At 50.7% G+C, this 24,770-nt stretch carries 15 protein-coding genes and 4 tRNA genes; 16 read left to right on the forward strand and 3 right to left on the reverse strand.

The annotated features are described in order from the left end of the window. The first annotated feature begins 107 nt into the window (after window positions 1-107). The 4 genes from DW915_RS03085 (at window position 108) to DW915_RS03100 (ending at window position 464) form a co-directional block, all read left to right on the forward strand. Window positions 108-179, forward strand: a tRNA-Glu gene (locus tag DW915_RS03085). Between the two features lie 26 nt (window positions 180-205). Continuing rightward, window positions 206-278 (forward strand) — tRNA-Thr (locus DW915_RS03090). 4 nt (window positions 279-282) lie between these two features. After that, window positions 283-356, forward strand: a tRNA-Ile gene (locus DW915_RS03095). A gap of 34 nt (window positions 357-390) precedes the next feature. Continuing rightward, a tRNA-Asp gene (locus DW915_RS03100) sits at window positions 391-464 on the forward strand. Between the two features lie 120 nt (window positions 465-584). On the opposite strand, the gene DW915_RS03105 is transcribed toward DW915_RS03100, so the two are convergent. Next, window positions 585-1,202 carry a flavodoxin family protein gene (locus DW915_RS03105; RefSeq protein WP_022461984.1) on the reverse strand — a complete coding sequence of 206 codons (618 nt, stop codon included), beginning with the start codon at window positions 1,200-1,202 and terminating at the stop codon, window positions 585-587. Between the two features lie 159 nt (window positions 1,203-1,361). Here DW915_RS03105 and DW915_RS03110 point away from each other — a divergent pair, with 159 nt between their 5' ends. Then, window positions 1,362-4,694: an alpha-L-rhamnosidase gene (locus DW915_RS03110; RefSeq protein WP_158581006.1), complete on the forward strand. Its 3,333-nt coding sequence runs from the start codon at window positions 1,362-1,364 to the stop codon at window positions 4,692-4,694. Window positions 4,695-4,798: 104 nt separating this feature from the next. Here DW915_RS03110 and DW915_RS03115 read toward each other — a convergent pair whose 3' ends face one another. Then, window positions 4,799-5,173, reverse strand: coding sequence for a metal-dependent transcriptional regulator (locus tag DW915_RS03115; RefSeq protein WP_055221737.1), 375 nt, complete (start codon window positions 5,171-5,173; stop codon window positions 4,799-4,801). 221 nt (window positions 5,174-5,394) lie between these two features. Between DW915_RS03115 and DW915_RS03120 the strand changes: the two genes are divergently transcribed. From DW915_RS03120 to DW915_RS03155, 8 genes are all read left to right on the forward strand, one after another. Then, the gene (locus DW915_RS03120) at window positions 5,395-6,603 is read left to right on the forward strand and encodes a serine hydrolase domain-containing protein (RefSeq protein WP_242856668.1); all 1,209 of its coding nucleotides are present in this window, start codon (window positions 5,395-5,397) and stop codon (window positions 6,601-6,603) included. Window positions 6,604-6,935: 332 nt separating this feature from the next. After that, window positions 6,936-7,163, forward strand: a complete 228-nt coding sequence (locus DW915_RS03125; protein WP_147326098.1) for an HPr family phosphocarrier protein — start codon at window positions 6,936-6,938, stop codon at window positions 7,161-7,163. Between the two features lie 186 nt (window positions 7,164-7,349). Next, window positions 7,350-10,685 carry a 3'-5' exonuclease gene (locus DW915_RS03130; protein ID WP_118741553.1) on the forward strand — a complete coding sequence of 1,112 codons (3,336 nt, stop codon included), beginning with the start codon at window positions 7,350-7,352 and terminating at the stop codon, window positions 10,683-10,685. 16 nt (window positions 10,686-10,701) lie between these two features. Then, a complete protein-coding gene (locus tag DW915_RS03135; RefSeq protein ID WP_118741554.1) occupies window positions 10,702-12,891 on the forward strand; it encodes a DNA topoisomerase III in 2,190 nt (729 codons plus the stop codon). Between the two features lie 176 nt (window positions 12,892-13,067). Beyond that, window positions 13,068-15,278 carry a beta-glucosidase BglX gene (gene bglX, locus DW915_RS03140; protein WP_118741555.1) on the forward strand — a complete coding sequence of 737 codons (2,211 nt, stop codon included), beginning with the start codon at window positions 13,068-13,070 and terminating at the stop codon, window positions 15,276-15,278. A 24-nt stretch (window positions 15,279-15,302) separates the two neighbouring features. After that, window positions 15,303-17,552: a glycoside hydrolase family 3 protein gene (locus tag DW915_RS03145; protein ID WP_118741556.1), complete on the forward strand. Its 2,250-nt coding sequence runs from the start codon at window positions 15,303-15,305 to the stop codon at window positions 17,550-17,552. Window positions 17,553-17,646: 94 nt separating this feature from the next. Next, window positions 17,647-20,700: a glycoside hydrolase family 2 TIM barrel-domain containing protein gene (locus tag DW915_RS03150; RefSeq protein WP_118741557.1), complete on the forward strand. Its 3,054-nt coding sequence runs from the start codon at window positions 17,647-17,649 to the stop codon at window positions 20,698-20,700. Window positions 20,701-20,901: 201 nt separating this feature from the next. Then, window positions 20,902-21,510 (forward strand): hydrolase, encoded by a 609-nt coding sequence (locus tag DW915_RS03155; RefSeq protein ID WP_118741558.1) that lies wholly within the window; start codon window positions 20,902-20,904, stop codon window positions 21,508-21,510. 47 nt (window positions 21,511-21,557) lie between these two features. Here DW915_RS03155 and DW915_RS03160 read toward each other — a convergent pair whose 3' ends face one another. Then, on the reverse strand, window positions 21,558-22,247 hold the full coding sequence (locus DW915_RS03160) for a DUF6198 family protein (RefSeq protein WP_022462419.1): 690 nt from the start codon (window positions 22,245-22,247) through the stop codon (window positions 21,558-21,560). Window positions 22,248-22,413: 166 nt separating this feature from the next. On the opposite strand from DW915_RS03160, the gene DW915_RS03165 reads away from it, so the two are divergent. From DW915_RS03165 to DW915_RS16020, 3 genes are read left to right on the forward strand one after another with little or no spacing between them, the layout of a single operon-like run. Beyond that, window positions 22,414-23,268 (forward strand): LysR family transcriptional regulator, encoded by an 855-nt coding sequence (locus DW915_RS03165; RefSeq protein WP_118741559.1) that lies wholly within the window; start codon window positions 22,414-22,416, stop codon window positions 23,266-23,268. A gap of 60 nt (window positions 23,269-23,328) precedes the next feature. Further along, complete coding sequence (locus DW915_RS03170) at window positions 23,329-23,661, forward strand: helix-turn-helix domain-containing protein (protein ID WP_055221741.1); 333 nt, start codon at window positions 23,329-23,331, stop codon at window positions 23,659-23,661. Window position 23,662: 1 nt separating this feature from the next. Continuing rightward, window positions 23,663-24,751 (forward strand): hypothetical protein, encoded by a 1,089-nt coding sequence (locus tag DW915_RS16020; protein ID WP_238061300.1) that lies wholly within the window; start codon window positions 23,663-23,665, stop codon window positions 24,749-24,751. The last annotated feature ends 19 nt before the right edge of the window (window positions 24,752-24,770 follow it).

Raw genomic sequence — 24,770 nt, forward strand, 5'->3', positions numbered from 1 at the left:
AGAGCATTCGGCTGTTAACCGAAGGGTTGTTGGTTCGAGCCCAACTCGGGGAGTGAATGCGACCTGTAAGAGTTTCTTACAGGTCAGTTCTTTCAAAAAGTAAATATGGCTCCGTGGTCAAGCGGTTAAGACATCGCCCTTTCACGGCGGTAACACGGGTTCGATTCCCGTCGGAGTCACTGAATATAAAATATTTGTTATGTATGCCGATGTGGCTCAATTGGCAGAGCAGCTGATTTGTAATCAGCAGGTTATCGGTTCGAGTCCGATCATCGGCTCTTTGGACCTTTAGCTCAGTTGGTTAGAGCAACCGGCTCATAACCGGTCGGTCCCGGGTTCGAGTCCCTGAAGGTCCACTTTAGTTCCATATTTTATATTCTGTATATGTCTGGCCCGGTGGCTCAGCTGGTTAGAGCGCCGCCCTGTCACGGCGGAGGTCGTCGGTTCGATCCCGATCCGGGTCGCTTTAAAAAGTCTGCGGAAGCAGGCTTTTTTCGTGTATAAAATTTCTTCCAGCTATAAAAGATGCCGTATTCCAGACATAGAAAAAAGTCTGAAAGACGGCATCTTGCTTAACAGATAAATTAACGGATAAAGTTTGTGCCGACGCGCGGTTCCTTTTCCGGAAGACCAAAGGATTCTTTTCCGAGCTGGATGCTCTTCATCAGAAAACTCATATTCCGTGCAAGGGTACGCATGATCTGCAGGCCTTCGAGATCTTGTTGTGCCTCGTCCGCATTATTTCCATGGATACTGTTCCAATACTGGCCGGAAGCAACCGGCATGCCGGAGATGGTGAAGTATTTGTTCAGCTCATCAAAGGTAGCGGAAAGACCGCCGCGGCGTGCAGAGACAACCGAAGCGCCGACTTTCATGGTCTTGTCAAAGTGTGTGCTGTAGAACAGCCGGTCAAGAAAAGCAATAAGTGTTGCATTTGCAGATGCATAATAAACCGGACTTCCGACAACAAGGCCGTCAGCCTCTTCAAATTTCGGAGCAACCTCATTTACCATATCGGAAAAAGCACATTTTCCGAGCTTGGAACAGGCACCGCAGGCAACACAGCCGCGGATATCTTTATTTCCGATATGTACGATTTCCGCCTCAATACCGTTTTCTGTAAAGACTTTTTCCATTTCGTGCAGGGCAGTATAAGTGCTGCCTTTTGCGTGAGGACTTCCGTTGATTAATAATACTTTCATTTGATGGTACCTCTCTTTCGTAATTTCCTTTATTATAACACCGGAAAAGATGCAAATAAAGACGCTTTTTTGGGCAAAAACTGATCTTAACAGAAATAGCTGCTGGACGGTATAATACAATCAGCAAAGAAGGCAAAACTTGCAATGGGAGGTTACCAAATGAAGATAGAGAAAATTCTGATTGAAGATCAGATGGCACCGATCGGGCTGGATGAGAAAAAACCGGCATTTTCCTGGCTGCTGACGGCAGAAGAAGGAGAACAGAATCTGATGCAGAGCGCATGCCGGATCGTTGTGCGTACCGGAGAAGATACTGTGTGGGACAGCGGAAAAATGGAAACCGGCGTATCAACAGGGATTGGTTATGAAGGAGAAGCACTGCAGCCCTGTACCAAATATGAGGTAAAAGCAGAGGTGTGGGATAACCACGGCGGAAAAGCAGAAGCAGAAAGTTCCTTCGAGACAGGCCTTATGGATTCTTTGTATGCAGCATGGGAGGGAGCTGAGTGGATCGGCGCACCGCATGCGACGGTATGCGCGGAAAACCGCGGTGTCTTTACGATCGAGAGTGAATTTCGGATGGAAGGCGGGAAGGGAGAAGCGGGTATTGTCTTTGGAGCCAATGACTTCCGTCTGAACGATCATACGAAAAATGAGCTTGGCATGGAAGGGGAGAACTATATCCGTTATGCTGTGTGCCTTGAGGATGGAGATGCACGCCTCGAAATTTACCGCGTGGGCTATGCGCCGGAGGATACAGCGGAAAAACCGTTTGCCGTTACGAAACTGGTCAACTGGAAAGAGAAAACACAGGAAATCCTGACACCAGAAAATGCTGATGCCTTTCATAAGCTGACCGTAGAGGTTGACGGCAATGTGGCATACGCCTATGTCGACGGCATCCTCGTGGATGCCATTGAAGAGCATGGATTTTTTGGAACGAAAGTATCAGGCCGCCAGCTGAATCCGAGAGGAGATAACGATGTGCTGCCGTATCCGAGACTGAATGAGATCGGATTTTATGCAGGAAAAGGGACGACAGGATATTTTAAGAATCTGACCGTAAGAAACGTAAGAAAACCATCCGCGGAAATTGTTCGTGAGACGCCGGAAGGACGGCTGGATGGGGGAAAAAGTATCTTTGCGGATCAGATTCCGGTGGAAAACGGATACTTTAAAGTAGAAGACAGCCAGATTACGGCAGATCCGTCCCATCATTCAATTCCAATGCTGCGGTCGTGTATTTCCTGCCAGAAAGAGAAAAAACTGGTATCGGCACGCCTTTATATTACTGCGCGTGGTATCTACGACTGCCGGATCAACGGACAGGAGATCACGGAAGATCTGCTGCGTCCGGGTCTGACACAGTATGACCACAGAATGAACTATCAGACATACGATATTACAGGGCTGATGAAACCGGGCCGAAACGGAATCGGCGTGACGCTGGCATCGGGCTGGTGGAGCGAGGCACAGACCTTTGTGGTGAAGAACTTTAATTACTTTGGAGACAAGGAGAGTCTGCTTGCCAAGGTTGTCATGAAGTACGAGGACGGCAGCCGCGAAGTCTTTGGAACAAATACCGAGGATTGGAAGTATTTCGGAGAAGGTCCTTACCTGTTTTCCAGCTACTTTGCCGGAGAGCAGTACGATGCGCGCCGGGCAGAGGTTTACGAAACTTATTCTCTGCCGGAGTTTGATGACAGCACCTGGGAAAAGCCAGTTGTTGTGGATACCGTCATGATCGAAGAGTTCTGCACAATGCCGGGCTTTGGACGGTCCTGGCCGGCGGTTCATGAGCAGAAGCCGGAATATATCGGTGAGTACGATGCACCGGTGCGGATTGTGGACCGGAGAACGGCAAAGACGAGAAAAGAGCTGTTCCCGGGTGTGTATCTCTACGATTTGGAACAGGAGATGGCCGGTGTACCGCGGATTACACTGCATGAGAAGGCGGGCACAAAGATCATCATCCGCTATGCGGAGGTGCTTTATCCGGATCTGCCGGAGTATGCCGGAAAAGAAGGCACGATGATGCTGGAAAATTACCGGGATGCGACGAGTACGGATGTTTATATCTGCCGCGGCGGGGAAGAGGTGTTCCAGCCGAAGTTTACCTTCCACGGCTACCGCTATATTGAGATCAGCGGTGTGGAGCATGCGCCGGAGCTGGAAGAAGTAGAGAGTCTTCAGTATTCTTCTGTGACGGAATTCCATGGAAGCCTTACGAGTAGCCATAAACTGCTGAACCGGTTTGCCGAGAATGTTTCCTGGTCACAGAAATGCAACTTTATCAACATTCCGACCGACTGCCCGCAGAGAAATGAGCGCATGGGCTGGGCGGGCGATACGCATATTTTCTGCCATACGGCGCTCAACAACAGCAGCCTGAAGAAATTCTATGAGCGGAACCTGCAGGCGATGCGTGATCTGCAGACACCGGAAGGCCAGTACCCGGAGATTGCACCGGTGGGCGGCGGATTCGGCGGCATTACGTATGAGTGTGCGAGTATTTTTATGGCGTGGGAACTGTATGAGCAGTATGGGGATATCCGCACACTGGAGAAATTTTATCCTGGCATGCAGAAATATATGGACTATATGAAGGATAAGGGTCTGCCGGGAACGAAGGTAAATCCGGCGATCGGACCGCTTGGCGACTGGCTGGCACCGGAAGAGACGGATCTGCTGCTTTTATGGAATGCATTTTATTATAAAGAAGCCGATCTGATGAGCCGGATTGCCGGTGCGCTCGGAAGAACAGAGGAGCAGCATCAGTATGAGGCGCTTGCTGCGAAGGTGAAGAAATTCTGGAATGAGACATTTGTACTTCCGGATTCCGGAAAGACCTGCAATGCGGACGGAACGCTGTGTGATACGCAGTGCTCGTATGCAATTGCACTGTCTTATGGTGTGGCAGAAGACAGAAAGAGAATAGGAGAGCATCTGATCCGAAAGACGAGAGCGATCGGCCATACGGTCGGAACGGGATTCTTTGGAACGGGTATTCTGAACCAGATGCTGACCGAGCAGGGCGCTGTGGAGGATGCCTGGAAGATGATGCTGCAGACGGCATTCCCGTCGTGGCTGTATCCGGTGACCCAGGGAGCGACGACGATCTGGGAGCACTGGGATTCCTACACGAAGGAAAAAGGCTTCGGCGGACAGAATGCGATGAACTCGTTCAATCATTATTCTCTCGGAAGCGTTCTTTCCTGGCTGTATCACACGGGACTTGGTATCCAGAGAGACGAGACAAAACCGGGTTATCAGCACATTCTGCTGAAACCGCAGCCGGGCCCGCTCGAGTTTATGAAAGGTTCCGTAGACAGCCCGTACGGCGTGATTTCTGCCGGATGGGAGCGGAAAGGTGACAAAATAGAGTATCAGGTTACGATTCCGGTCAATACAACGGCAACCCTGTTTAAAAACACGGAGGATCCGGCGGATACCGTGGAACTGGGAAGCGGAACGTATACTTTTATGCTGTAAAAAGAAAACCCGAAAGGCTCCGGCAAAGAAATGGGAGACTTTCGGGCGGAAAGTGAAACGCTGCCGGAGAGAAGAGAACTCCGGCAGCGTTTTCTTTGTCATGCTTATTTTTCGGCAGTCATGTGCAGATGACGTTTGATCGCTTCAAAGCTTTCCTGGCTGATGACATGCTCGATGCGGCAGGCATCTTCCGTGGCGGTCTGCTCATCAACACCAAGGCTCATCAGGCCGCGGGAGAGGAGCTGGTGGCGCTCATAGATCATCTCTGCGATCGCGCGTCCGCTGTCGGTCAGGTAGATGTAGCCTTCCGGCGTTACGCGGATCTGCTCTTTTTCTCTTAAGTTTTTCATGGCAACGCTGACACTTGATTTTTTAAAGCCAAGTTCTTCTGCAATATCAACACCGCGTACAACGGGTTTTTTCTGACTTAAGACTAAAATGGTTTCCAAATAATTTTCTGCGGATTCGTTCGTTTTCAGCAAGATGTTCACCTCGTTTTTCTAAATAGCTGAAGATTCATAAATATATATACATATAGAATAGCATATTTTTCGGAATAGGGCAATGATGGTTTTTGATGGTTTTTCTTAATTTCAGAAAAGTTGTAAGATTTCAGAAAAAAAAGACAATGAGGATGGAAGAAGAAAAGCAAGATAAAAGATGACAGGGGGCAAAAAGAGAGGTAAAATAGGAAAAAACAATGAAATTTAGATGGAGGTTAGAGCATACCATGGAACAGGTGATAAAGAAAAGACTGCAGCAGGTGATGGATGCGTCCGTTGCAAAAGGAGAGACACCGGGCTGTCTTCTGATGGTGATCAAAGATGGAGAGGAGCAGGTTTATCTGGAGAGCGGATATGCGGATATCGAAGCGAAAAAGCCGGTTTCCCGCGATAATATTTTCCGTCTCTACTCCATGAGCAAGCCGATTACCGCGACGGCCATGATGATTCTGGTAGAGCGCGGAATCGTCGATCTGGCGGATCCGGTCAGCAAGTATCTGCCGGGCTTCCGGAACCCGGTTGTATGTACAGCGGATGGGAAGATAGAAAAAGCGGAGCGGGAGATCCTTCTGGAGGATATTATGAATATGACATCCGGGCTGACGTACGGCGGAACGGATGAGACGGGACGGCAGACCGATGCACTTTTTCAGGAGGTGATCCACGGACTTAAGGAAGAAAACGGCGGAACGATCAGTACAGTAGAATTTGCAAACCGTCTTGGAAAAGTCCCGCTTCTGTATCAGCCGGGCCAGTCCTGGAGTTATGGAACGTCGGCGGATGTCGTAGGTGCGGTGATTGAGGTGGCAAGCGGCATGCGCTTTGGGGATTTTCTGAAAAAAGAAATTTTCGAGCCGCTCGGCATGAATGATACCGATTTCTGGGTTCCGGCAGAAAAGCAGGATCGTCTGGCGAAGGTGTATGACTGCAGGGAGGGACAGCCGTCTGTCCGTTATCTGGACAATAACCTTGGCATTCAGAACGATATGGCGTACCGCCCGGCATATGAGGCAGGCGGAGCAGGCCTTGCATCTACCATCGACGATTATGCGAAATTTACGCAGATGCTGCTGAACGGCGGCACCTACAACGGTGTACAGATTCTCCGTCCGGCGACGGTAAAATTTCTGGGAGGCCACACATTAAGCGCGGTACAGCAGGCAGGCTTTGATAACTGGATCGGTCTGGAAGGATTTTCCTACGGAAATCTGATGCGTGTTCTGGTAGATCCGACGCGTGCGGTAACGCTGGGAAGCAAGGGCGAGTTCGGCTGGGACGGCTGGCTTGGATGCTACATGGAAGTCGTGCCGGAGCAGAATATGACATTTCTGATGATGACCCAGAAAAAAGATGCCGGAACGTACACCCTGTCCCGGAAGATCCGAAATATTATTTTCAGCGAATAACTTTTCATGAGAGTGATTCTCAAGTAAGGCATTCCGGCCCGTCAGATCCAACGAAAAAAGTGCCGGAAAAGAAACAACTTAACGAATCAGACGGAACATATGAGCAAATTGCTGTAAAACTACGCCGAATTTTGTCTAAAACGAATATTTGCAGTGAGACAGATGTATGCTATTTTAGTGTCAGTCGAAAATGAAGGCGATTTCATTACTACTTTCATAAAAAACAGCAAAAAAGGGATATCGTGTAAGTTTTTGACCGATTTTGAAGGAAATAAAAGAAAGAATTCAAAATCATGAAAAGAAGACCAAAAAGCAGAAAGGATGCAGAAAATATGATTTCGTTACCGTTAAAGTTTGATGAAGTAGAGAGTGTAGAAGAATTTGTAAATATGGTGAAACGCCTGGATTACGACGTTGACGTAAAAATAGGACGATGCGTCTTTGATGCGAAATCCCTGATGAGTGTCCTGATGATCGCCGGAAATCCGGATGCGGTTGTAGAAGCCCATACGAACGATATCGAAGCATTTAAAAAGAAATTTAAGGATTACCTTCAGTAAGAAAAAAAGTCGGAAAGGCACTGTGTGTAAGATGCATGGTGTCTTTTTTGATGCACGAAAAAGCGGGTGAAGTATCTTGCCGGGGAGACGTGTGCATGGTAAAATAAAGTCTATTGGGATGGAAATAAGAGAATCAAAAGAACGGGCTGATGTAGAAGAAGTTTTTCGTAAAAAAGGAGGCACAAAGTGGAAGAAGAGAAACTGGAAAGAAGCATCAGAAAATCAGAGATTCCCGGACTTACGAGGGAAGAGGAGGAAGCACAGCTTGCGAAGGTGATCGGGATTGCCGAGCAGAATCTGGAACAGGCGAAGGCGGATATCCGGTCGGCGAATGAGGACCTGGCGGATCTGATGGAGACGTACGACGCAAAAGAGGCGGAAGGCCTGGCGCTCTGGAATAACGCGACGGCGAAGCTGAATGCGTACCAGCACGGCATGGCGCGGCTGGAAAAAGCGAGAAAGAAGCCGTATTTCGGGCGGATTGATTTTCAGGATCCGCGGCTTTCGTTTTTAGAGTCCTATTACATCGGGCGCGTCGGCATTTCCGATGAGAAGGCGGAACCGGTTGTGCTGGACTGGCGGGCGCCGATTTCCTCCGTCTATTATGAGAACAGCACCGGACCGTGCAGCTATACGGTGAGTTCAGAGGGTACTTTTTCGATTGATCTGAAAAGAAAGCGGACGTATGAGATTGAAAATGACCATCTGAAAGACTTTTTTGATTCCGATGTGGTAGCGAACGATGAGCTGCTGACAAAGTATCTGGCGAAGAACAAAAAAGCGGTGCTCGGTGAGATCATTGCGACGATCCAGCAGGAGCAGAACCTCATTATCCGCAGATCCCCGAAGACGAATCTGATCGTACAGGGCGTGGCTGGTTCCGGAAAGACGACGGTGGCGATGCACCGGATTTCGTACATCCTCTATAATTACGAGGAGGACTTCCGGCCGGAGGATTTCTATATCATTGGAAGCAACCGCATTCTGCTGAACTACATTACCAGCGTTCTGCCGGAACTCGATGTGTACGGCATCCGTCAGATGACGATGGAGCAGCTTTTTATCCGGCTTCTGTACGAGGACTGGGACGAAGAAAAGTACACGGTACACACCATCGACCGCGCGGATGAGAAAAACAGCATAAAGGGCGGAAGCGGCTGGTTTTTCGATCTGGAAAATTTCTGCCGTACGTACGAGGCAGAGCAGATTCCGCGGGAGCCGGTGTGGCTGGAAAAAACGGGAACATTGCTTCTGGACGCCGAGTATATTGATAACTATTGCAGGGAGCAGTCCACACTTTCCATGGAAGGAAAGATGTGCATGCTGAACGAGATCCTGCTGGCAAAATTTGAGAATGAGGTTTCGGGAAAAGAAGTGACGTTTCCGGCGCGCGAAAAAAAGGCGCTGAAGCGGAAATACGAGAAATATTTTGGAGATGGAAAATGGCGGGGATCCATTTTTGATCTCTATTTACAGTTTCTGGAGCAGCAGGCGGAGAAAGGAAAAGCGGTGGAAGTGCCGGAAAACTCCTTTGATGTCTATGATCTGGCGGCGCTGGCATACCTCTATAAGCGGATCAAGGAAAACGATCCCGTGCGCGAGGCGAGCCATGTGGTCATCGACGAGGCGCAGGATTTCGGGATGATGGCGTACCAGGTGCTTCATTACTGTCTGCGTGACTGTACGTATACCATTATGGGAGATACGTCGCAGAATATCCATTTTTCCTACGGCCTGAACGACTGGGAGGAGCTGAAAAAGCTGATTCTGACCGGCACGTACGATGCGTTCGGCGTTCTGCGGAAGAGTTACCGGAATACGGTGGAGATCTCCGATTTTGCAAACGAGATTCTGCGGCATGGGGACTTTGCGATCTATCCGGTGGAGCCGGTGCTGCGGCACGGAACGGCGGTGCGGAAAGAAGCATTTGACGATGAAGCGGCGCTGCTCGCCGCGGGTGTTCAGACAATCAAGACATGGCAGGCGCAGGGATATGAGACGATTGCCGTTGTATGCCGGGATGAGGCAGAAGCGGCGGATACGGCGCGGAAGCTGAAACAATACGTGCCGGTTGTGGAGGAGGATCTCGAGACGGCAGAGTTCGGCGAGGGCGTGATGGTGCTCCCGGTGGCATATACGAAAGGTCTTGAGTTCGATGCGGTGCTGCTTCTTGATCCGACGGAAGAAAAATATCCTGAAAATGACGGGCAGGTGAAGCTGCTTTACGTGGCGGCGACGCGGGCACTGCATGAGCTGGCGGTGCTGTATACAGGAGAACTGACGGGAATCCTTGCCAAAGAAGCGCCGAAGGGCCGTCACAATCAGGAATTTGCCATGGAGACGCTGACGAAGGCGAAAGAGTATGAGAAGGTTTCGCTGACGCAGAAGGAGGCGCGTGAGGAGAACCGCGCGATCGGCATTCAGGAGATGGACGAGCGGAACAGCCATGGACCGAAACGGATTGTGATCAAGCCGGAGCAGAGGCCGGGAATGGCGCTTGGAAATACAAGCACGACCGGAACAGCGGTGATGGCAAAAGGCAGTACGGCAACGCGGAGGGCTGCGGCAGAAACGGGAGAAGAAATTGCCGCAAAGACAATGCAGCAGCGTGCACCGGAAGGGGTGTCATCTATTTTTGCTGGTGCGGCTTATCATGGAAAGGCAGGCGGCAAAGCGCCGGGAAGCAGACGGAGTGCAGGAACACAGGCAGGAATGCAATATGGAGCGGGCACGGCCGGAGTGCAGAGTGCAAAAAGACCGGGCGGAGCAGGTATGGTACCAGTAGAAGCCGAGAAGACGGAGCGCCTGAATACCTCACCTTACGCTTTCGGTGCAATTCCGGAAAACGAGCTGCTGCGCATCAAGGGCCATTCGAAGATCAAGTGTGCGGTGAAATGGGCGAAGAAAGGAAAATCGGCGGTTGAGATTGCCAGCATGTACGGCATCTTACGCATCACCCCGATCACGCCGGAGGTGATCCGCATCAGTTTCGTAAAGGGCGTGACCGCAAAAGTGCAGGACACGTACTGGAAGCCGAAGGCAGATACCGCGTTTCCGTGGAGTGCGAAAGAATCGAAGACGGCGGTTCTGGTCGAGACGGAAAAGCTGCGCGTCATGGTAGAAAAAAAGGACGGCGCGGTGCAGTTCCTGACGCCGGACAACAAACCAATCCTTTCTGAGAAGCGTGACGAGCCGCGCATGATCGACGGCGGCATGACATGGACGTTCTTCGACTGGAGCGGTTCCGAAAAGCTGAAAGCAAAAGGCATTCTTTCGACCGAGTGGCTGGATCTGACCGCGAAGGCGCGCTACGTCTCTTTTGGCGGAAAGCAGGCGCGGATGCCGCTGCTTGTTTCGAACCGCGGCTACGGCATTGCGGCCGCCGCGTCCCGGACGGCACTGCTGTGCAATGTACGGACGTTTGGAACGTATCTTCACACCGCAGGGGACGGACAGATTGATTATTACTTCATTCTCGGAAAAGACCGGGAGGAAATTGTAAAACAGTATAAAGAGCTATAAAAGGAGCAGACATTTTATGAAAACTCTGGTAATTGCAGAAAAACCATCCGTGGCACGCGACATTGCGCGCGTACTGGGGTGCAGCAAAAAAGAAAACGGAGCGCTGGAGGGAAACAAGTATATCGTTACCTGGGCGCTCGGCCATCTGGTGACGTTAAAAGATCCGGAAGACTATGACAAAAAGTATAAGGAATGGAATATGGCAGTTCTGCCGATGATGCCGGAAAAACTGCAGATCAAGGTTATTCCGCAGACGGGAAAACAGTACCATGCGGTGACGACACAGCTTGCGCGGAAGGACGTGAATGAGATTGTCATTGCAACCGATGCCGGACGCGAGGGTGAGCTGGTGGCGCGGTGGATTCTCGACAAAGCACATAACCAGAAGCCGTGTAAGCGTCTCTGGATTTCCTCTGTGACGGACAAGGCGATCCGTGAGGGTTTTGCCAATCTGAAGGATGCGAAAGAGTACGACAATCTCTACCGCGCTGCCGTTTCCCGTGCCGAGGCGGACTGGCTCGTCGGCATCAATGCGACGCGGGCGCTGACCTGTAAATACAATGCACAGCTTTCCTGCGGCCGTGTGCAGACGCCGACACTTGCCATGATCGCACAGCGCGAGCAGGAAATCCGTGAATTTGTCCCGAAACCGTATTACACGGTGACGGCCGCGGCGGGCGGTGTGGTCTACACCTGGAAAGATGAAAAATCGGGCGGCACAAGAATCTCCGATCCGGAAAAGGCAAAGCAGATCGCAGAGAAGGCAAAACGGTATCCGCTTGTCTTACAGAACGTAGAAAAGAAGAAAAAGCAGAAAGAAGCGCCATTGCTCTACGATCTGACGGAGCTGCAGCGCGATGCGAGCGCACGGTTCGGCTATTCGGCAAAACAGACGCTGAATCTGATGCAGAGCCTCTATGAGACCCATAAAGTCCTTACGTATCCGCGGACAGATTCACGGTATCTGACGAAAGATATTGTGCTGACGTTAAAAGAGCGGCTGGATGCGGTCAGCATCGGCCCGTACAAAGCACTGGCCCAGCAGGCGAAGCGCAGTCCGCTGAACGGAAAGCTCTTCTTTGTCAATGATGCGAAGGTTTCCGATCACCATGCCATTATCCCGACGGAGCAGTACGTGCAGTTATCCGCACTCTCGAACGAGGAGCGCCGCATTTATGATCTTGTTGTGCGCCGTTTTCTTGCGGTACTGCTGCCGCCGTGTGTATATGAAGAGACGGTGATCCAGGCTTCCATCGAAAAGGAATGCTTTACTGCGCGCGGAAAGCGCATGGTCGAGAAAGGCTGGCAGGAGGCATACGAGGATAACCGGTACGACGAAGAGGATGAGGCGGAAGAAGAGGTGCGGGAGCAGAATCTGCCGCTTCTGGAGGCAGGCATGAAGATCGGGCAGCCGAAGATCAGTCTCCGCGAAGGAAAGACAAAACCTCCGGCACGCTTCACGGAAGGCACGCTGCTCTCCGCGATGGAAAATCCGGTCCGCTACATGGAAAACCGCGACAGCAGCCTGGTAAAAACGATCGGTGAGGCGGGCGGCCTTGGAACGGTTGCGACCCGTGCGGATATCATCGAGAAGCTGTTCCGCAGCTTTCTGCTGGAGAAAAAAGGCAATGAGATCTATCTGACCTCGAAAGCACGCCAGCTTCTGAAGCTGGTTCCGGCGGATTTGAAAAAGCCGGAGCTGACGGCAAGCTGGGAGATGCAGTTAAACGACATTGCAAAGGGAAAGAAGCGGCGCGATGTGTTTATGAAGGAGATCCGCAGCTACACGGTGGAACTGATCGATGAGATCAAGACGGAAGAGGGAACGTTCCGCCACGACAACCTGACGAACAAGAAGTGCCCGAACTGCGGAAAACGGCTGCTTGCGGTGAATGGAAAGAACGCAAAACTGCTCGTCTGCCAGGACAGAGAGTGCGGCTACCGCGAGACGGTTTCCCGCACGACGAATGCGAGATGCCCGGTCTGCCATAAGCGCATGGAGATGATCGGAAAGGGCGAGGATGCGACGTTTGTCTGCGCCTGCGGCCACAAAGAGCGCATGACAAAATTCCAAGAGCGCCGCAAAAAAGAGGGCGGCGGCGTGACGAAGCGCGATGTGGCAGCTTATATGAAGAAACAGAAAAAAGAGGCCGAAGAGCCGGTGAACAATGCGTTTGCCGCGGCATTAAAAGGAATTAAATTATAAAAAAGGGAGCGAGTTCTGCCGAAAATCAAAAAACGGCGGAACCCGCTTCTTTTGTTAAAATCGTTGAGGAAAAGGTCAAAAAAAGTGATTGTTTTATGCAGAGTTATGCCGTAAAATAGAAACAAATGATATAAGAAACAGGAAAATTCTGAAAATAACAACAGGGAGGTTTTTCAATGAAACAGACAGATCTGGAAAAACTGCTGGCGGATATGTCGCTGAAAGAGAAAGTAGATCAGATGCTTCAGTTAAGCGGAGCATTTTACCTCGGGGATGAAAACAGCGTCCTGACCGGCCCGGCAAATGACATGGGAATCGGAAAAGAGGACCTGGAGATGGCCGGTTCCATTCTCGGTGCAGCCGGTGCCGATACGATGAAAAAACTGCAGGATGACTACATGGCAAAACAGCCGCATCACATCCCGATGCTGTTCATGATGGATGTCATTCACGGCATGAAGACCATTTTCCCGGCGCCGCTGGCGCAGGGAGCCACTTTTGATCCGGAGCTCTCCGGCGAGTGCGCGTCTGCAGCCGCAAAAGAAGCATCCGCGGCCGGACTTCACGTTACCTTTTCTCCGATGGTTGACCTTGTGCGCGATGCGAGATGGGGCCGCGTTGTGGAATCCACAGGCGAAGATCCGTACCTGAACAGCCGCTTTTCCGAGGCGATCGTAAAAGGCTTCCAGGGCGATGATTTAAAAACACCGGGAAAAGTTGCCTCCTGCATCAAACACTTTGCAGGCTACGGCGGAGCAGTCGCAGGAAGAGATTACAACACCGTAGAGCTCTCAGAGCATACCTTCCGTGAATTCTATCTTCCGGCATACAAAGCAGGCATTGATGCGGGCGCAGCGATGGTGATGACATCATTCAACACGATCAACGGCGTTCCGGCGAGCACCAACAAATGGCTGATGCGCGATATCCTGCGCGGCGAGATGGGATTTGACGGCGTGCTGATTTCTGACTTTGCAGCCATTCTGGAAACCGTTGCCCACAGAAGCTCAAAAGATGCCGCCGATGCAGCGAAAAAAGCGCTGGAGGCAGGCGTGGATATTGATATGATGACATCCGTTTACGCCGCAAACCTCTGCCGTCTCGTAGAAGAAGGTGAAGTGGACGAGCATCTGATTGACGAGTGCTGCCTGCGGATTCTGGAGCTGAAAAACAAACTGGGACTGTTTGAAAATCCATATAAAGATGCGGATGCCGAGAAAGAGAAAGCATACAACCTCTGCCCGGAGCACCGTGCACTGGCGAAAAAAGCAGCGGAGGAATCCTTCGTCCTGCTGAAAAACGACGGCGTACTGCCGCTCGACACTGCGAAAAAGATCGCATTTGTCGGCCCGTATACCAACAATCATGAAATCAAGAGCAGCTGGTCCTTCACCGGCGACAGCAAGGACTGCGTGACGATTCAGGAAGCAGCCGAGAAAGTCTTCGACGCATCACGCACCACGTATGCAGAAGGATGTCCGGTTATCGGAAACGATGTGGAGCTGATCGGATTTACCGAGACGACACCGAAAAAATACAGTGAGGAAGAGCTTGCTGCCATGGAGCAGAGCGCACTACAGGCAGCAAAAGAGGCCGATCTCGTGGTAATGCCGATGGGTGAGCATTATCTGCAGAGCGGCGAGGCGACCAGCCGTGCCATGATCGATGTGCCGGAAATCCAGATGGAGCTGTTCCACAAAGTGCTGGCCGTCAACCCGAATGTGGTTGTCGTTCTGTTCAACGGCCGCCCGCTGGATCTGCGGGAAATCAGCGCTAAAGCAAAAGCCATTCTCGAGGTATGGTTCCCGGGAACCGAGGGCGGAAGCGCTGTTGTGGATGTCCTGATCGGAAAGAAAAATCCGTCCGGCAAGCTGCCGATGAGCTTCCCGTACTGCGTGGGCCAGGCACCGGTCAGCTACAACGAGTATTCCACCGGAAGACCGAATCTGCCGGGCATGAAAGAGCGGTTCCGCTCCAAATATCTTGACATTCCGAATGCACCGCTGTATCCGTTCGGCTATGGTCTTTCCTACACGACATTTGCCGTTTCGGATGTCGTGCTTGACCAGAACGAGATGGATAAGAATGGCAGAATTGCAGCAAAAGTAACCGTGAAGAATACCGGTGATGCTGCAGGCTGCGAGGTTGTTCAGCTGTACATCCGCGATGATTATTCCGATGTGGTTCGTCCGGTGAAAGAGCTGAAAGGTTTCCGGAAAGTAGAGCTTGCCCCGGGTGAGGAGCAGGAGGTTACGTTCTATATTACCGAAGAGGATCTGCGCTACTACCGGCTCGACGGAACCTTCGGCAGCGAGCCGGGTACCTTTACGGTGATGATCGGCAACAGCAGCACGACGGAAAACAGTGCGGTATTTACATTAAAATAAATTGGGAAAAGAAGGGTGAAACTTATGGAGAAAACAACGAAAAACGGAATCCACCGGATCCGCCAGGAGGGCGGAAAAACGATCGCCTGGGCAGAGGAGTCCGGAGTTAAGGTACTGGAAAAAGACGGGTATTACTTTAAAGACCTGGCAAAAACCGGCGAACTGCTGCCGTATGAGAACTGGCGTCTCTCTGATGAAGAGAGAGCCGCAGACCTTGCGGGCCGTCTTTCCATCGAGGAGATCGCTGGCCTTATGCTGTACTCACCGCACCAGGCTGTACCGCCGATGCCGGGCGGACCGTTCCAGGGAACGTTTGACGGAAAAACGTATCTGGAATCCGGCAAAGAACCGTATGCGATTTCTGATCAGCAGAAAGAATTTCTGGAGGACGAGCACATCCGCCATATCCTGCTGACGAACGTGGAAAGCCCGGAGATTTCCGCAAAATGGAGCAATGAGCTGCAGAAACGGGCGGAGACACTGCCGTATGGTATTCCGATCAACCTCTCCTCTGATCCGCGGAACGGAGCAAAGGATTCCGGCGCAGAGTTCAAGAGCGGCGGAAGCGAGATCAGCAAATGGCCGGAGGGTGTCGGCTTTGCAGCATGCTTTGACCCGGAAGTAGCCGGACAGTTTGCAAAGGATGCCTCCCGTGAATACCGGGCACTCGGCATCACAACGGCACTCGGACCGCAGATCGACCTCTGCACCGAGCCGAGATGGATGCGCTTTGTCGATACGTTAGGCGAAGAAGTGGAGATGTCCAAAAAGCTTACCAAAGCGTACTGTGACGGTATGCAGACAACGGAAGGGGAAGCAGACGGCTGGGGAAAAGACAGCGTCAACACGATGGTCAAACACTGGCCGGGCGGCGGCACCGGAGAGGCCGGACGCGATGCACACTATGCATTCGGACAGTTTGCCGTTTATCCGACCGGAAATTTTGAGGAGCATTTAAAACCGTTTACCGAGGCAGCCTTCCACCTGGACGGACCGACCGACTGCGCATCCGCGGTTATGCCGTATTACACCGTATCCTACGGCGTGGACAAGAAAAACGGCAAGAACGTCGGAAACTCCTACAGCGAGTACCTGATCAAGGATCTGCTGCGCGGAAAATATGAATTCAAGGGCATTGTCTGCACCGACTGGGATATCACCCAGGATCCGGAGAAGACGATTGAGGGATTTGGAAGCCGCTGCTACGGCGTGCAGGATATGACCGAGGCAGAACGGTGTCTGCTGGCGATCACAAACGGCGTTGACCAGTTCGGCGGAAACAGCGAGTCCGGTCCGATTGTCGAGGCGTATAAGATCGGCTGTGAGAAATACGGCGAGAAAGCGATGCGTGAGCGTATGGAGCTGTCCGCCAAACGTCTTCTGATCAACATTTTCCACTGCGGCTTGTTTGAGGACCCGTATCTTGATCCGGAAGAATCCGCAAAGATTGTAGGATGCGAAGAGTTCTGCCGCCATGGCTATGAGGCACAGCAGAAATCCATCGTCCTGCTGAAAAACAGTGCGAAACGCGCACCGGAAGGACAGAAGGGTGTGCTGCCGCTGAAGAAAGGTTTGAAGGTTTATATTCCGGAGAGAAAGATCGGACCGTCCAAAGCGTTCTTCCGCATCGATCTGCCGGCAAAAACCGAAGATCCGCTGCCGGATGGACTGCCGTCCAAGTACGGTACACGCGTATCATCACCGGAGGAGGCCGATGTGGCGCTGGTATTTATCGAAAGCCCGGCATGCAACCCGTATTCCACTGAAGATCTTGCGAACGGCGGCAACGGCTATCTGCCGATTACACTGCAGTACCGCCCGTATACGGCGAAAAAAGCGCGTGAGGTGAGCATTGCCGGCGGTGATTTCCGCGAGAATTTCACGAACCGCAGCTATCTTGGAAAGACAAACACTGCCTACAACGAGGCTGATCTCGACAATATTCTCGAATGCCGCCGCGCGATGGGCGACAAGCCGGTGATCGTCTGCGCAACCGTCAACAACCCGATGGTGATGCATGAATTTGAAGCCGAAGCCGATGCGATCATCGCAGAGTTCGGTGTTTCGAGAGCCGCTGTGCTTGACGTTGTCTTCGGCGATTACAACCCGACCGGCCGTCTGCCGATCCAGATGCCGAAGGATATGGATGCGGTTGAGGAGCAGAGCGAGGACCGTGCGTTGGATATGGAAACCTATATTGACAGCGAAGGACATAACTATGACTACGGTTATGGCATGAATTACGAAGGCGTTCTTCCTGCATGGAAAAAGTAAAAGAATAACAGAAAACCTGATCGGCACCGGGACCGCGTGTGTTTCGGTGCCGATATTGGAAACAAAAGACAGAATAAGGAGGACTTAAAAAGAGATGATTGTTCCAAAATATTTCGAAGATTTCGATCACCTGCATGTGAATACCATGCCGAACCGTGCCTACTACATTCCGGCATCCCGCCGCATGGAGGATCTGGTGGAGAACCGGGAGGCGTCGGACCGCTTTTTCCTGCTTTCCGGCGACTGGAAATTCCGCTATTTTACCAGTGTTTACGATGTAAAAGAGGAGTTTTTCGCAGAAGGATACGACACTTCTGCATTCGAGACGATTCCGGTGCCGTCCGTCTGGCAGAATTATGGCCATGACCACCATCAGTATACGAACGTCCGCTACCCGTTCCCGGTGGATCCGCCGTATGTGCCGTATGAGAACCCGTGCGGTGCGTACGTGAGAACGTTCGAGTGGAAAAAACAGGAGGAAGCGCCGAGGGCATTCCTGAATTTTGAGGGCGTGGATTCCTGTTTCTACGTGTGGATGAACGGCAGCTTCGTCGGCTACAGCCAGGTGTCTCATTCTACGAGTGAATTTGATGTAACAGACTTCTTAAAAGATGGCACCAACACCATCGCCGTACTGGTGCTGAAATGGTGCGATGGAAGCTATCTCGAGGATCAGGACAAATTCCGCATGAGCGGCATTTTCCGCGATGTCTATCTGCTTGCAAGACCAGAAAAAGGCATCCGCGATTACTTTGTAAAGGCAGCGCCGGACGCATCGTACCAGAATGGAGAAGTTTCGATTGCGATTACCTGGAATGACGGGGAACCGCAGGAAGGAACGGCAAAGCTGTTTGATACAGAAAATCATCTTGTGGCAGAGGCAGCGTTTGGCGGCGATACGGTTCAGATGCATGTAAAAGATGCACATCTGTGGAATGCCGAGGAGCCGTATCTGTATACGCTGGTGCTGGAGACGGCGGGTGAGGTGATCACTGATCATGTCGGCATCCGTGAGATCCACGCGAAGGACGGTGTGCTGTACCTGAACGGCGTGAAGATCAAATTCCACGGAACAAACCGCCACGACAGCGATCCGGTGACGGGATTTGCAATCAGCCTTGCACAGATCAAAAAAGATCTGAAGGTAATGAAAGAGCACAACATCAATGCGATCCGGACCAGCCATTACCCGAATGCGCCGTACTGTTATCAGCTTTATGACCGTCTCGGTTTTTATGTCATCGATGAGGCGGACAATGAGAGCCACGGCACAGAGGAAATTTATGCGAATTACACGAGCTGGGAAGAGTATGCGAAGAACTGGAATAAACTAATTGCGAACAATCCGGTATTTACCGAGGCAACCGTAGACCGCACACAGCGTTGCGTAGAGCGCGATAAAAACCGCCCGAGCGTTGTCATCTGGTCGATGGGAAATGAGTGCGCATACGGCTGTACCTTCGAGGCGGCCTTAAAGTGGACGAAGGAATTTGATCCGACGCGTCTGACGCACTATGAGTCGGCACGGTATGTGGATGATCCGAAGAAATACGATTACAGCAACCTCGACCTCTACAGCCGCATGTATCCATCACTCGAGGAGATCAAAAAAGAGCTGGTGGAGTACGGGGATAAGCCGTATATCATGTGCGAATACTGCCATGCGATGGGCAACGGCCCGGGAGATCTTGAAGATTACTTTGAACTGATCCACAGCGAGGAGAAGATGTGCGGCGGCTTTATCTGGGAGTGGTGCGACCACGCGATTGATATGGGAAAAACGATCGAGGGAAAGAAGATGTACGCGTACGGCGGCGACCACAACGAGTATCCGCACGACGGCAACTTCTGCATGGACGGACTTGTTTATCCGGACCGCACACCGCATACGGGACTGATGGAATTTAAAAACGTGTATCGTCCGGTGCGCGTGACGGGATATGATGCCGAAAAGGGTACACTGACCATCAAAAACTATATGAATTTTGTGAATCTGAAAGATTACGCTGTGCTCGGCTATGAGGTGCTTGTGGACGGCGAAGTGACGGAGAGCGGCAAGATTACAGATGAAGCACTGCTGGAGCTTGCGGCAGGCTGTGAGAAGACGATTCCGCTTGCCATTTCCGTGCCGGAGCAGGGAAAATGTGCGCTGAAGGTTACCTGGTATCAGAAACAGGCCACTGAGGTGCTGCCGGAGCAGTTCGAACTGGGATTTGAAGAAGTTCCGGTGAAAACGAAAGACAATCAGAACCAGAAGGCAAAAGAGATGATGAAGCGCCCGGAGGGAACGGCTTCGTTTGGATGGAAAGAGGACGATCATTATCTGACGGTATCGACGGAACAGTTCAGCTATACCTATAATAAGTTCACCGGCCTGTTCGAGAAAATGTGCTATGCCAACCAGAATCTGCTCGACCGCCCGATGGAGCTGAACATCTGGCGTGCGCCGACAGACAATGACCGCAATATCAAGAATACCTGGATGCGTGCGCAGTATGACCGCACCGTGACGCGGGCGTATGAGACAACGGCAAAAGAAGAAAACGGCTGCGTGGAGATCGAGACAAGCTATTCGATTTCGTCTCCGGCTCTGCAGCGGATCCTTGCAGGTGTGATCAAATGGACAATTTACAGCGACGGAACGACCGATGTCCATGTAGAAGCAAAGAAAGACCCGGTATTCCCGGTTCTGCCGCGTTTTGGCCTGCGCCTGTTCCTGCCGGAATCGTTTGCAGAACTGACCTACTGCGGCCTCGGCCCGGTGGAGAGCTACGTGGATAAGCACCAGGCAAGCTATCACGGCGTTTTCCACAGCACACCGGCAGAACAGCAGGAGGATTACATCCGCCCGCAGGAGAACGGCAGCCACTATGACTGTGATTACGCAAGCCTTGCCAATGACCGCGTGGTGCTGACGGCAGTGGGAGAGAAAACGTTCTCCTTCCAGGCATCCGTTTATACGCAGGAGGAGCTGACCGCGAAAGCCCACAACTATGAGCTTCGGCCGTGCGGAAGCACTGTTTTCTGCATCGACTACCGCCAGGCCGGGATCGGATCGGCAAGCTGCGGACCGATGCTGCTGGAAAAATATCAGCTGAAAGAAACCGAAATCAGCTTCGATGTGCGGCTGAAACCGGAACTGCTGTAAAGCGTAGAATTTGAAAAATAAGAAAAGCGCTGTGCCCTCTCTCTGAAAGGTGAGGGAACGGCGCCTTTTTATATGATGTACAAAAAAAGTCTTGATAAACCTATTGAATTACTATGAATACAGGATTATAATGGACGAAATTATAATTCAAATCCAATCCAGATGATTCTGGAAAGAGAAAAGGGAAGGAGAAAATTAAGCATGAGTGAAATTACAAGAGATGAGGCATTTACTTTATTAAAAAAATACAACAAAGATCCCTTTCATATTCAGCATGCGCTTACCGTAGAGGCCGTGATGAAATGGTATGCAAGAGAGCTTGGCTATGGGGCAGAAGAGGAGCACTGGGGTATTGTCGGACTGCTGCATGACATTGATTTTGAGCTGTATCCGGCAGAGCACTGCCTGAAAGCACCGGAGCTTCTGCGGGAAGGCGGCGTGTCGGAAGATATCATTCATGGTGTCGTTTCCCATGGCTACGGCATTACCATTGAGTGCGGCGTCACACTGGATGTGGAGCCGGTGCATGAGATGGAAAAAGTTCTGTTTGCAGCAGATGAGCTGACGGGACTGATCTGGGCAGCTGCGCTGATGCGGCCTTCGAAGAGCACAAAAGACATGGAACTGAAATCCTTAAAGAAGAAATATAAGAGCAAAGGCTTTGCAGCAGGATGTTCGAGAGAGGTCATTGAGAGGGGCGCCGATCAGCTTGGCTGGCCGCTGGAAAAATTACTGACTATGACCCTGCAGGCAATGGCCGACAGCGAGGATGAGATCAACCGGGAAGTAGAAGCGGAGCAGAACGCATAAAAAACTGCCCGAATTTCAACAGAAAAACTGGAATTCGGGCAGTTTTTTTATGCATGGCGCATCTTTTTCCCAGGCATTACCATTTCTTTTTTCGTCAGACGGTAAAATTCTACATGATTTCCAATGAATTTTTGAACCAGAGATACGGTTCGTCCCGTCATAAAAGCACAGAAGAAAGTTCCGATGCCGATTCCGTAAAGATGGTGAAGGATTACAAGGGACAGGATTACGGTCGTTGTCAGACAGGTGAGATCAAAGGTTGTCTTGATCTGGTTATACTTTTTATGCAGAAGTTCCGACAGATCCCGCGGAAAAATATCGGTCGGGACAATCGGCAGCAGGCAGTTGTTGGCGAGGCAGATGCCGAAGCACATCAGAAGAAATCCGGTGAAAAAGCAGACCACATTCAGCGACAGAACATTTGGCAGCAGGGTAACCCAGGTATTGTGTACATCGATCATTTTTCCGAATCCGATGCCGACAACAAAAGAAAACAGATAGCCGGGACAGAACGAACGCTTCAGGACCATCAGGGTGATGACAAGCAGCGTTTGAAAGATATAGTTCCACGTTCCGAAACTGAAAACTGGAAACGCTGTGCTGAGGATGAGCGGCACGGAGGAAATTGTTGAAATTCCAAATACGCTTTTTGACATCAGATCAATGGCAAGAGGGTTGATCAGAAGCACGATCAGAAGCGCCGCTTCGCCTGGAAGATGAAATTTTCTGGTATTCATGAGTAAAAATCCTTCTTTCCTGAGAATGAAATTACGTTAAGGTCTTGAAACTATGCTTATTATAGACACAGAAACCGATAAAAACAAATGATTATTTTGAATGAATTAATTCTAAAATTAAATGAAAAGTGGTATGATAGATGCAGAACAGGAAAAGAGGCTATCTATGAATATCGAGTATTTAAAATATTTTGCAGAGCTGGCAAAACTGCAGCACTATGGAAAAGCGGCAAAAGCGCTGAATATTTCCCAGCCGGGGCTCAGCCATGCGATCAAGACACTGGAGGACGAGTACGGTGTTTCGCTCTTCCAGAAAGAAGGACGAAACGTGAGCCTGAGCCGCTACGGAAAAGAACTGATGCAGGATGTCGAGGAGATTCTGGACGCATATCTTCGAATGGAGGAGCGGGCGGCAGGCCTTCGGACGGAAGAAAAGACAGTGCGGATCGGAACCGTATATCCGCTCGCGGCAGGAACAATACCACATATGCTGCGGGAATTCGGCGCGACCTTCCCGTTTATCATCTACAACCGCCTGACCCCAGAGATCGAGGAGGGTCTGCTGGATGGAAAATACGATATCGGCTTCTGCTCAGAACTGCTGAAAGCCGAAGAACTCGAATATTATCCCCTCCGGGAATCTTACATCGCGGCCGCCGTCCCGGAAGGTCATCCGCTGGAGGGGAAAGAGAACATCACACTAAAAGAAGCAGCCAAGTATCCGCAGGTCATGTTTTCCAGGACGAGCGGCTTCCGCAGCCTCCAAGAGCAGATCTTCGCCGAACAGGGCATCCAGGTAAAACCCGTGTGTGAGGCCGAAGAAATCGAAGTCATCACCGGCCTTGTGGAAAATGGTTTTGGAATATCTATCCTCCCCTACATGGACATCGTCCGCCTCCATCACATCACCGCAATCCCGGTGCAGACCTCAAGCTGGAAATCAAAATTCTACATCGCCAGAAGAAAATACGGAATCCGCACAGCGCAGGAAGAGGCGTTTTTTCAGCATTGGAGGAAATGACGGGCAGGAAATTTTATGGTATAGTAAAACAAAATCTAAGTGAAAAAGGTGAGATACAAAATGATCAGTGAAAAAATTTTTGAGCTAATTCTTCGAAACGGCATGACCCAGAAAGAATTCTCCGAAGAAACCGGAATTTCCCAGAGCACCATCAGCGACTGGAAAAGAAAGGGCACGAATCCGTCGGCGGATAAAATACTGAAAATCTGCGAAGTGCTGAAGGTTACGCCGTATGAACTTCTGGGGGAGAATGAGACAGAGCGAAATGCGGGAAATCCGGAAATGAGCGCAGGAAATGAAACAGAAAAAATCATTCTGGAAGGCTTTCGGAATCTGTCAGACAGAAAAAAAGAACGAATCCTGGGATATCTGGCAGCATTGCAGGAGGATTAAGATGAAACAGAAACCATCCTATCTGCCAAAGAAATATAAGTATTCTGCCCGTTCCGGCAATCTGAAAGCGGAGGCAGTGGGGGTTGTGAAAGGGGAGAAGCATTTTCCGGTTTTTGAAGGAGATGTTGTTTTTAAACCGCTTACAAAATCTAAACCGCTGTCTACGCCGCTGTTCGCCTATGCTGAGGTTTTCTGGTCATGGGTGATTGATGCGTATTTTATGCCGGCGCCGCAGTATCAGCTTGCGTTTTGCGAAGGGTATGAGGCGGAGGTGGAGAAATATTACGATTATGGAACAGTTTCACCGATGATTTACGGGGAAGGAGAACATCTGCTGAATCTGCTGGAGTTCTTTCGAAAATATCCTGACGACAAAGTCCATATTGATGACTACGTCAATTACTGCCAGATGTTCTACGACTACACCGAAATCCTCGAATCCGACTATTTCCAGACCCACCCGGCGATGGCGGAGGAGCTGGTACTGCAGATTCTCGTTTCGATTTTGAAAGGCGATCAGAACTACCATTACGAAAACATCGCATTTGTCTGCCGTGAAGACGATAAGATTCTGCGTCTGGCGCCGATGATTGATCATGAGTTTTCAACATATTTCATGTTCCCGGACAGTATGCCGCGGCAGATGTACTGGTTTGAACAGCTTGCGCGGTCCATTCAGGGGGATGAAGTACAGCTGGGAGAGTTTGATTATCTGACGAACGAAACAGAACGTCATCTGATGGAAAAAAGCGCAACATGTCTGCACAAAAATCTGATATACATCAGAGAACATTATCCTGAAGTCTGTCAGGTGTTTCTGGAAAAATTGAGCAGACTGGAAAAGGATCTAAAAGAAAAGAAAGAGCTGTTTGAACTGGAAAAAGGCCCGGGCTACCCCGAGACGGCCAATTCAGATGCTTATCTGATCGGCAAAGCACGGTACAAAGACCATGACGAAAAAAAAGCCAGAGAGTATGAAGTGAAATACAGCGGAAAAGAAAAGCAGATCAATTTTGAAGTCGTAAACAGCGTATCGGTTTATGAAATTAAAAAAATTATGCAGCAGATGCGGGAAATCCTTGAAAAATAAGCATCTGCAACCGCCAGTT

Source organism: Blautia sp. AM42-2, assembly GCF_003480245.1.
GTDB lineage: Bacteria > Bacillota > Clostridia > Lachnospirales > Lachnospiraceae > Fusicatenibacter > Fusicatenibacter saccharivorans.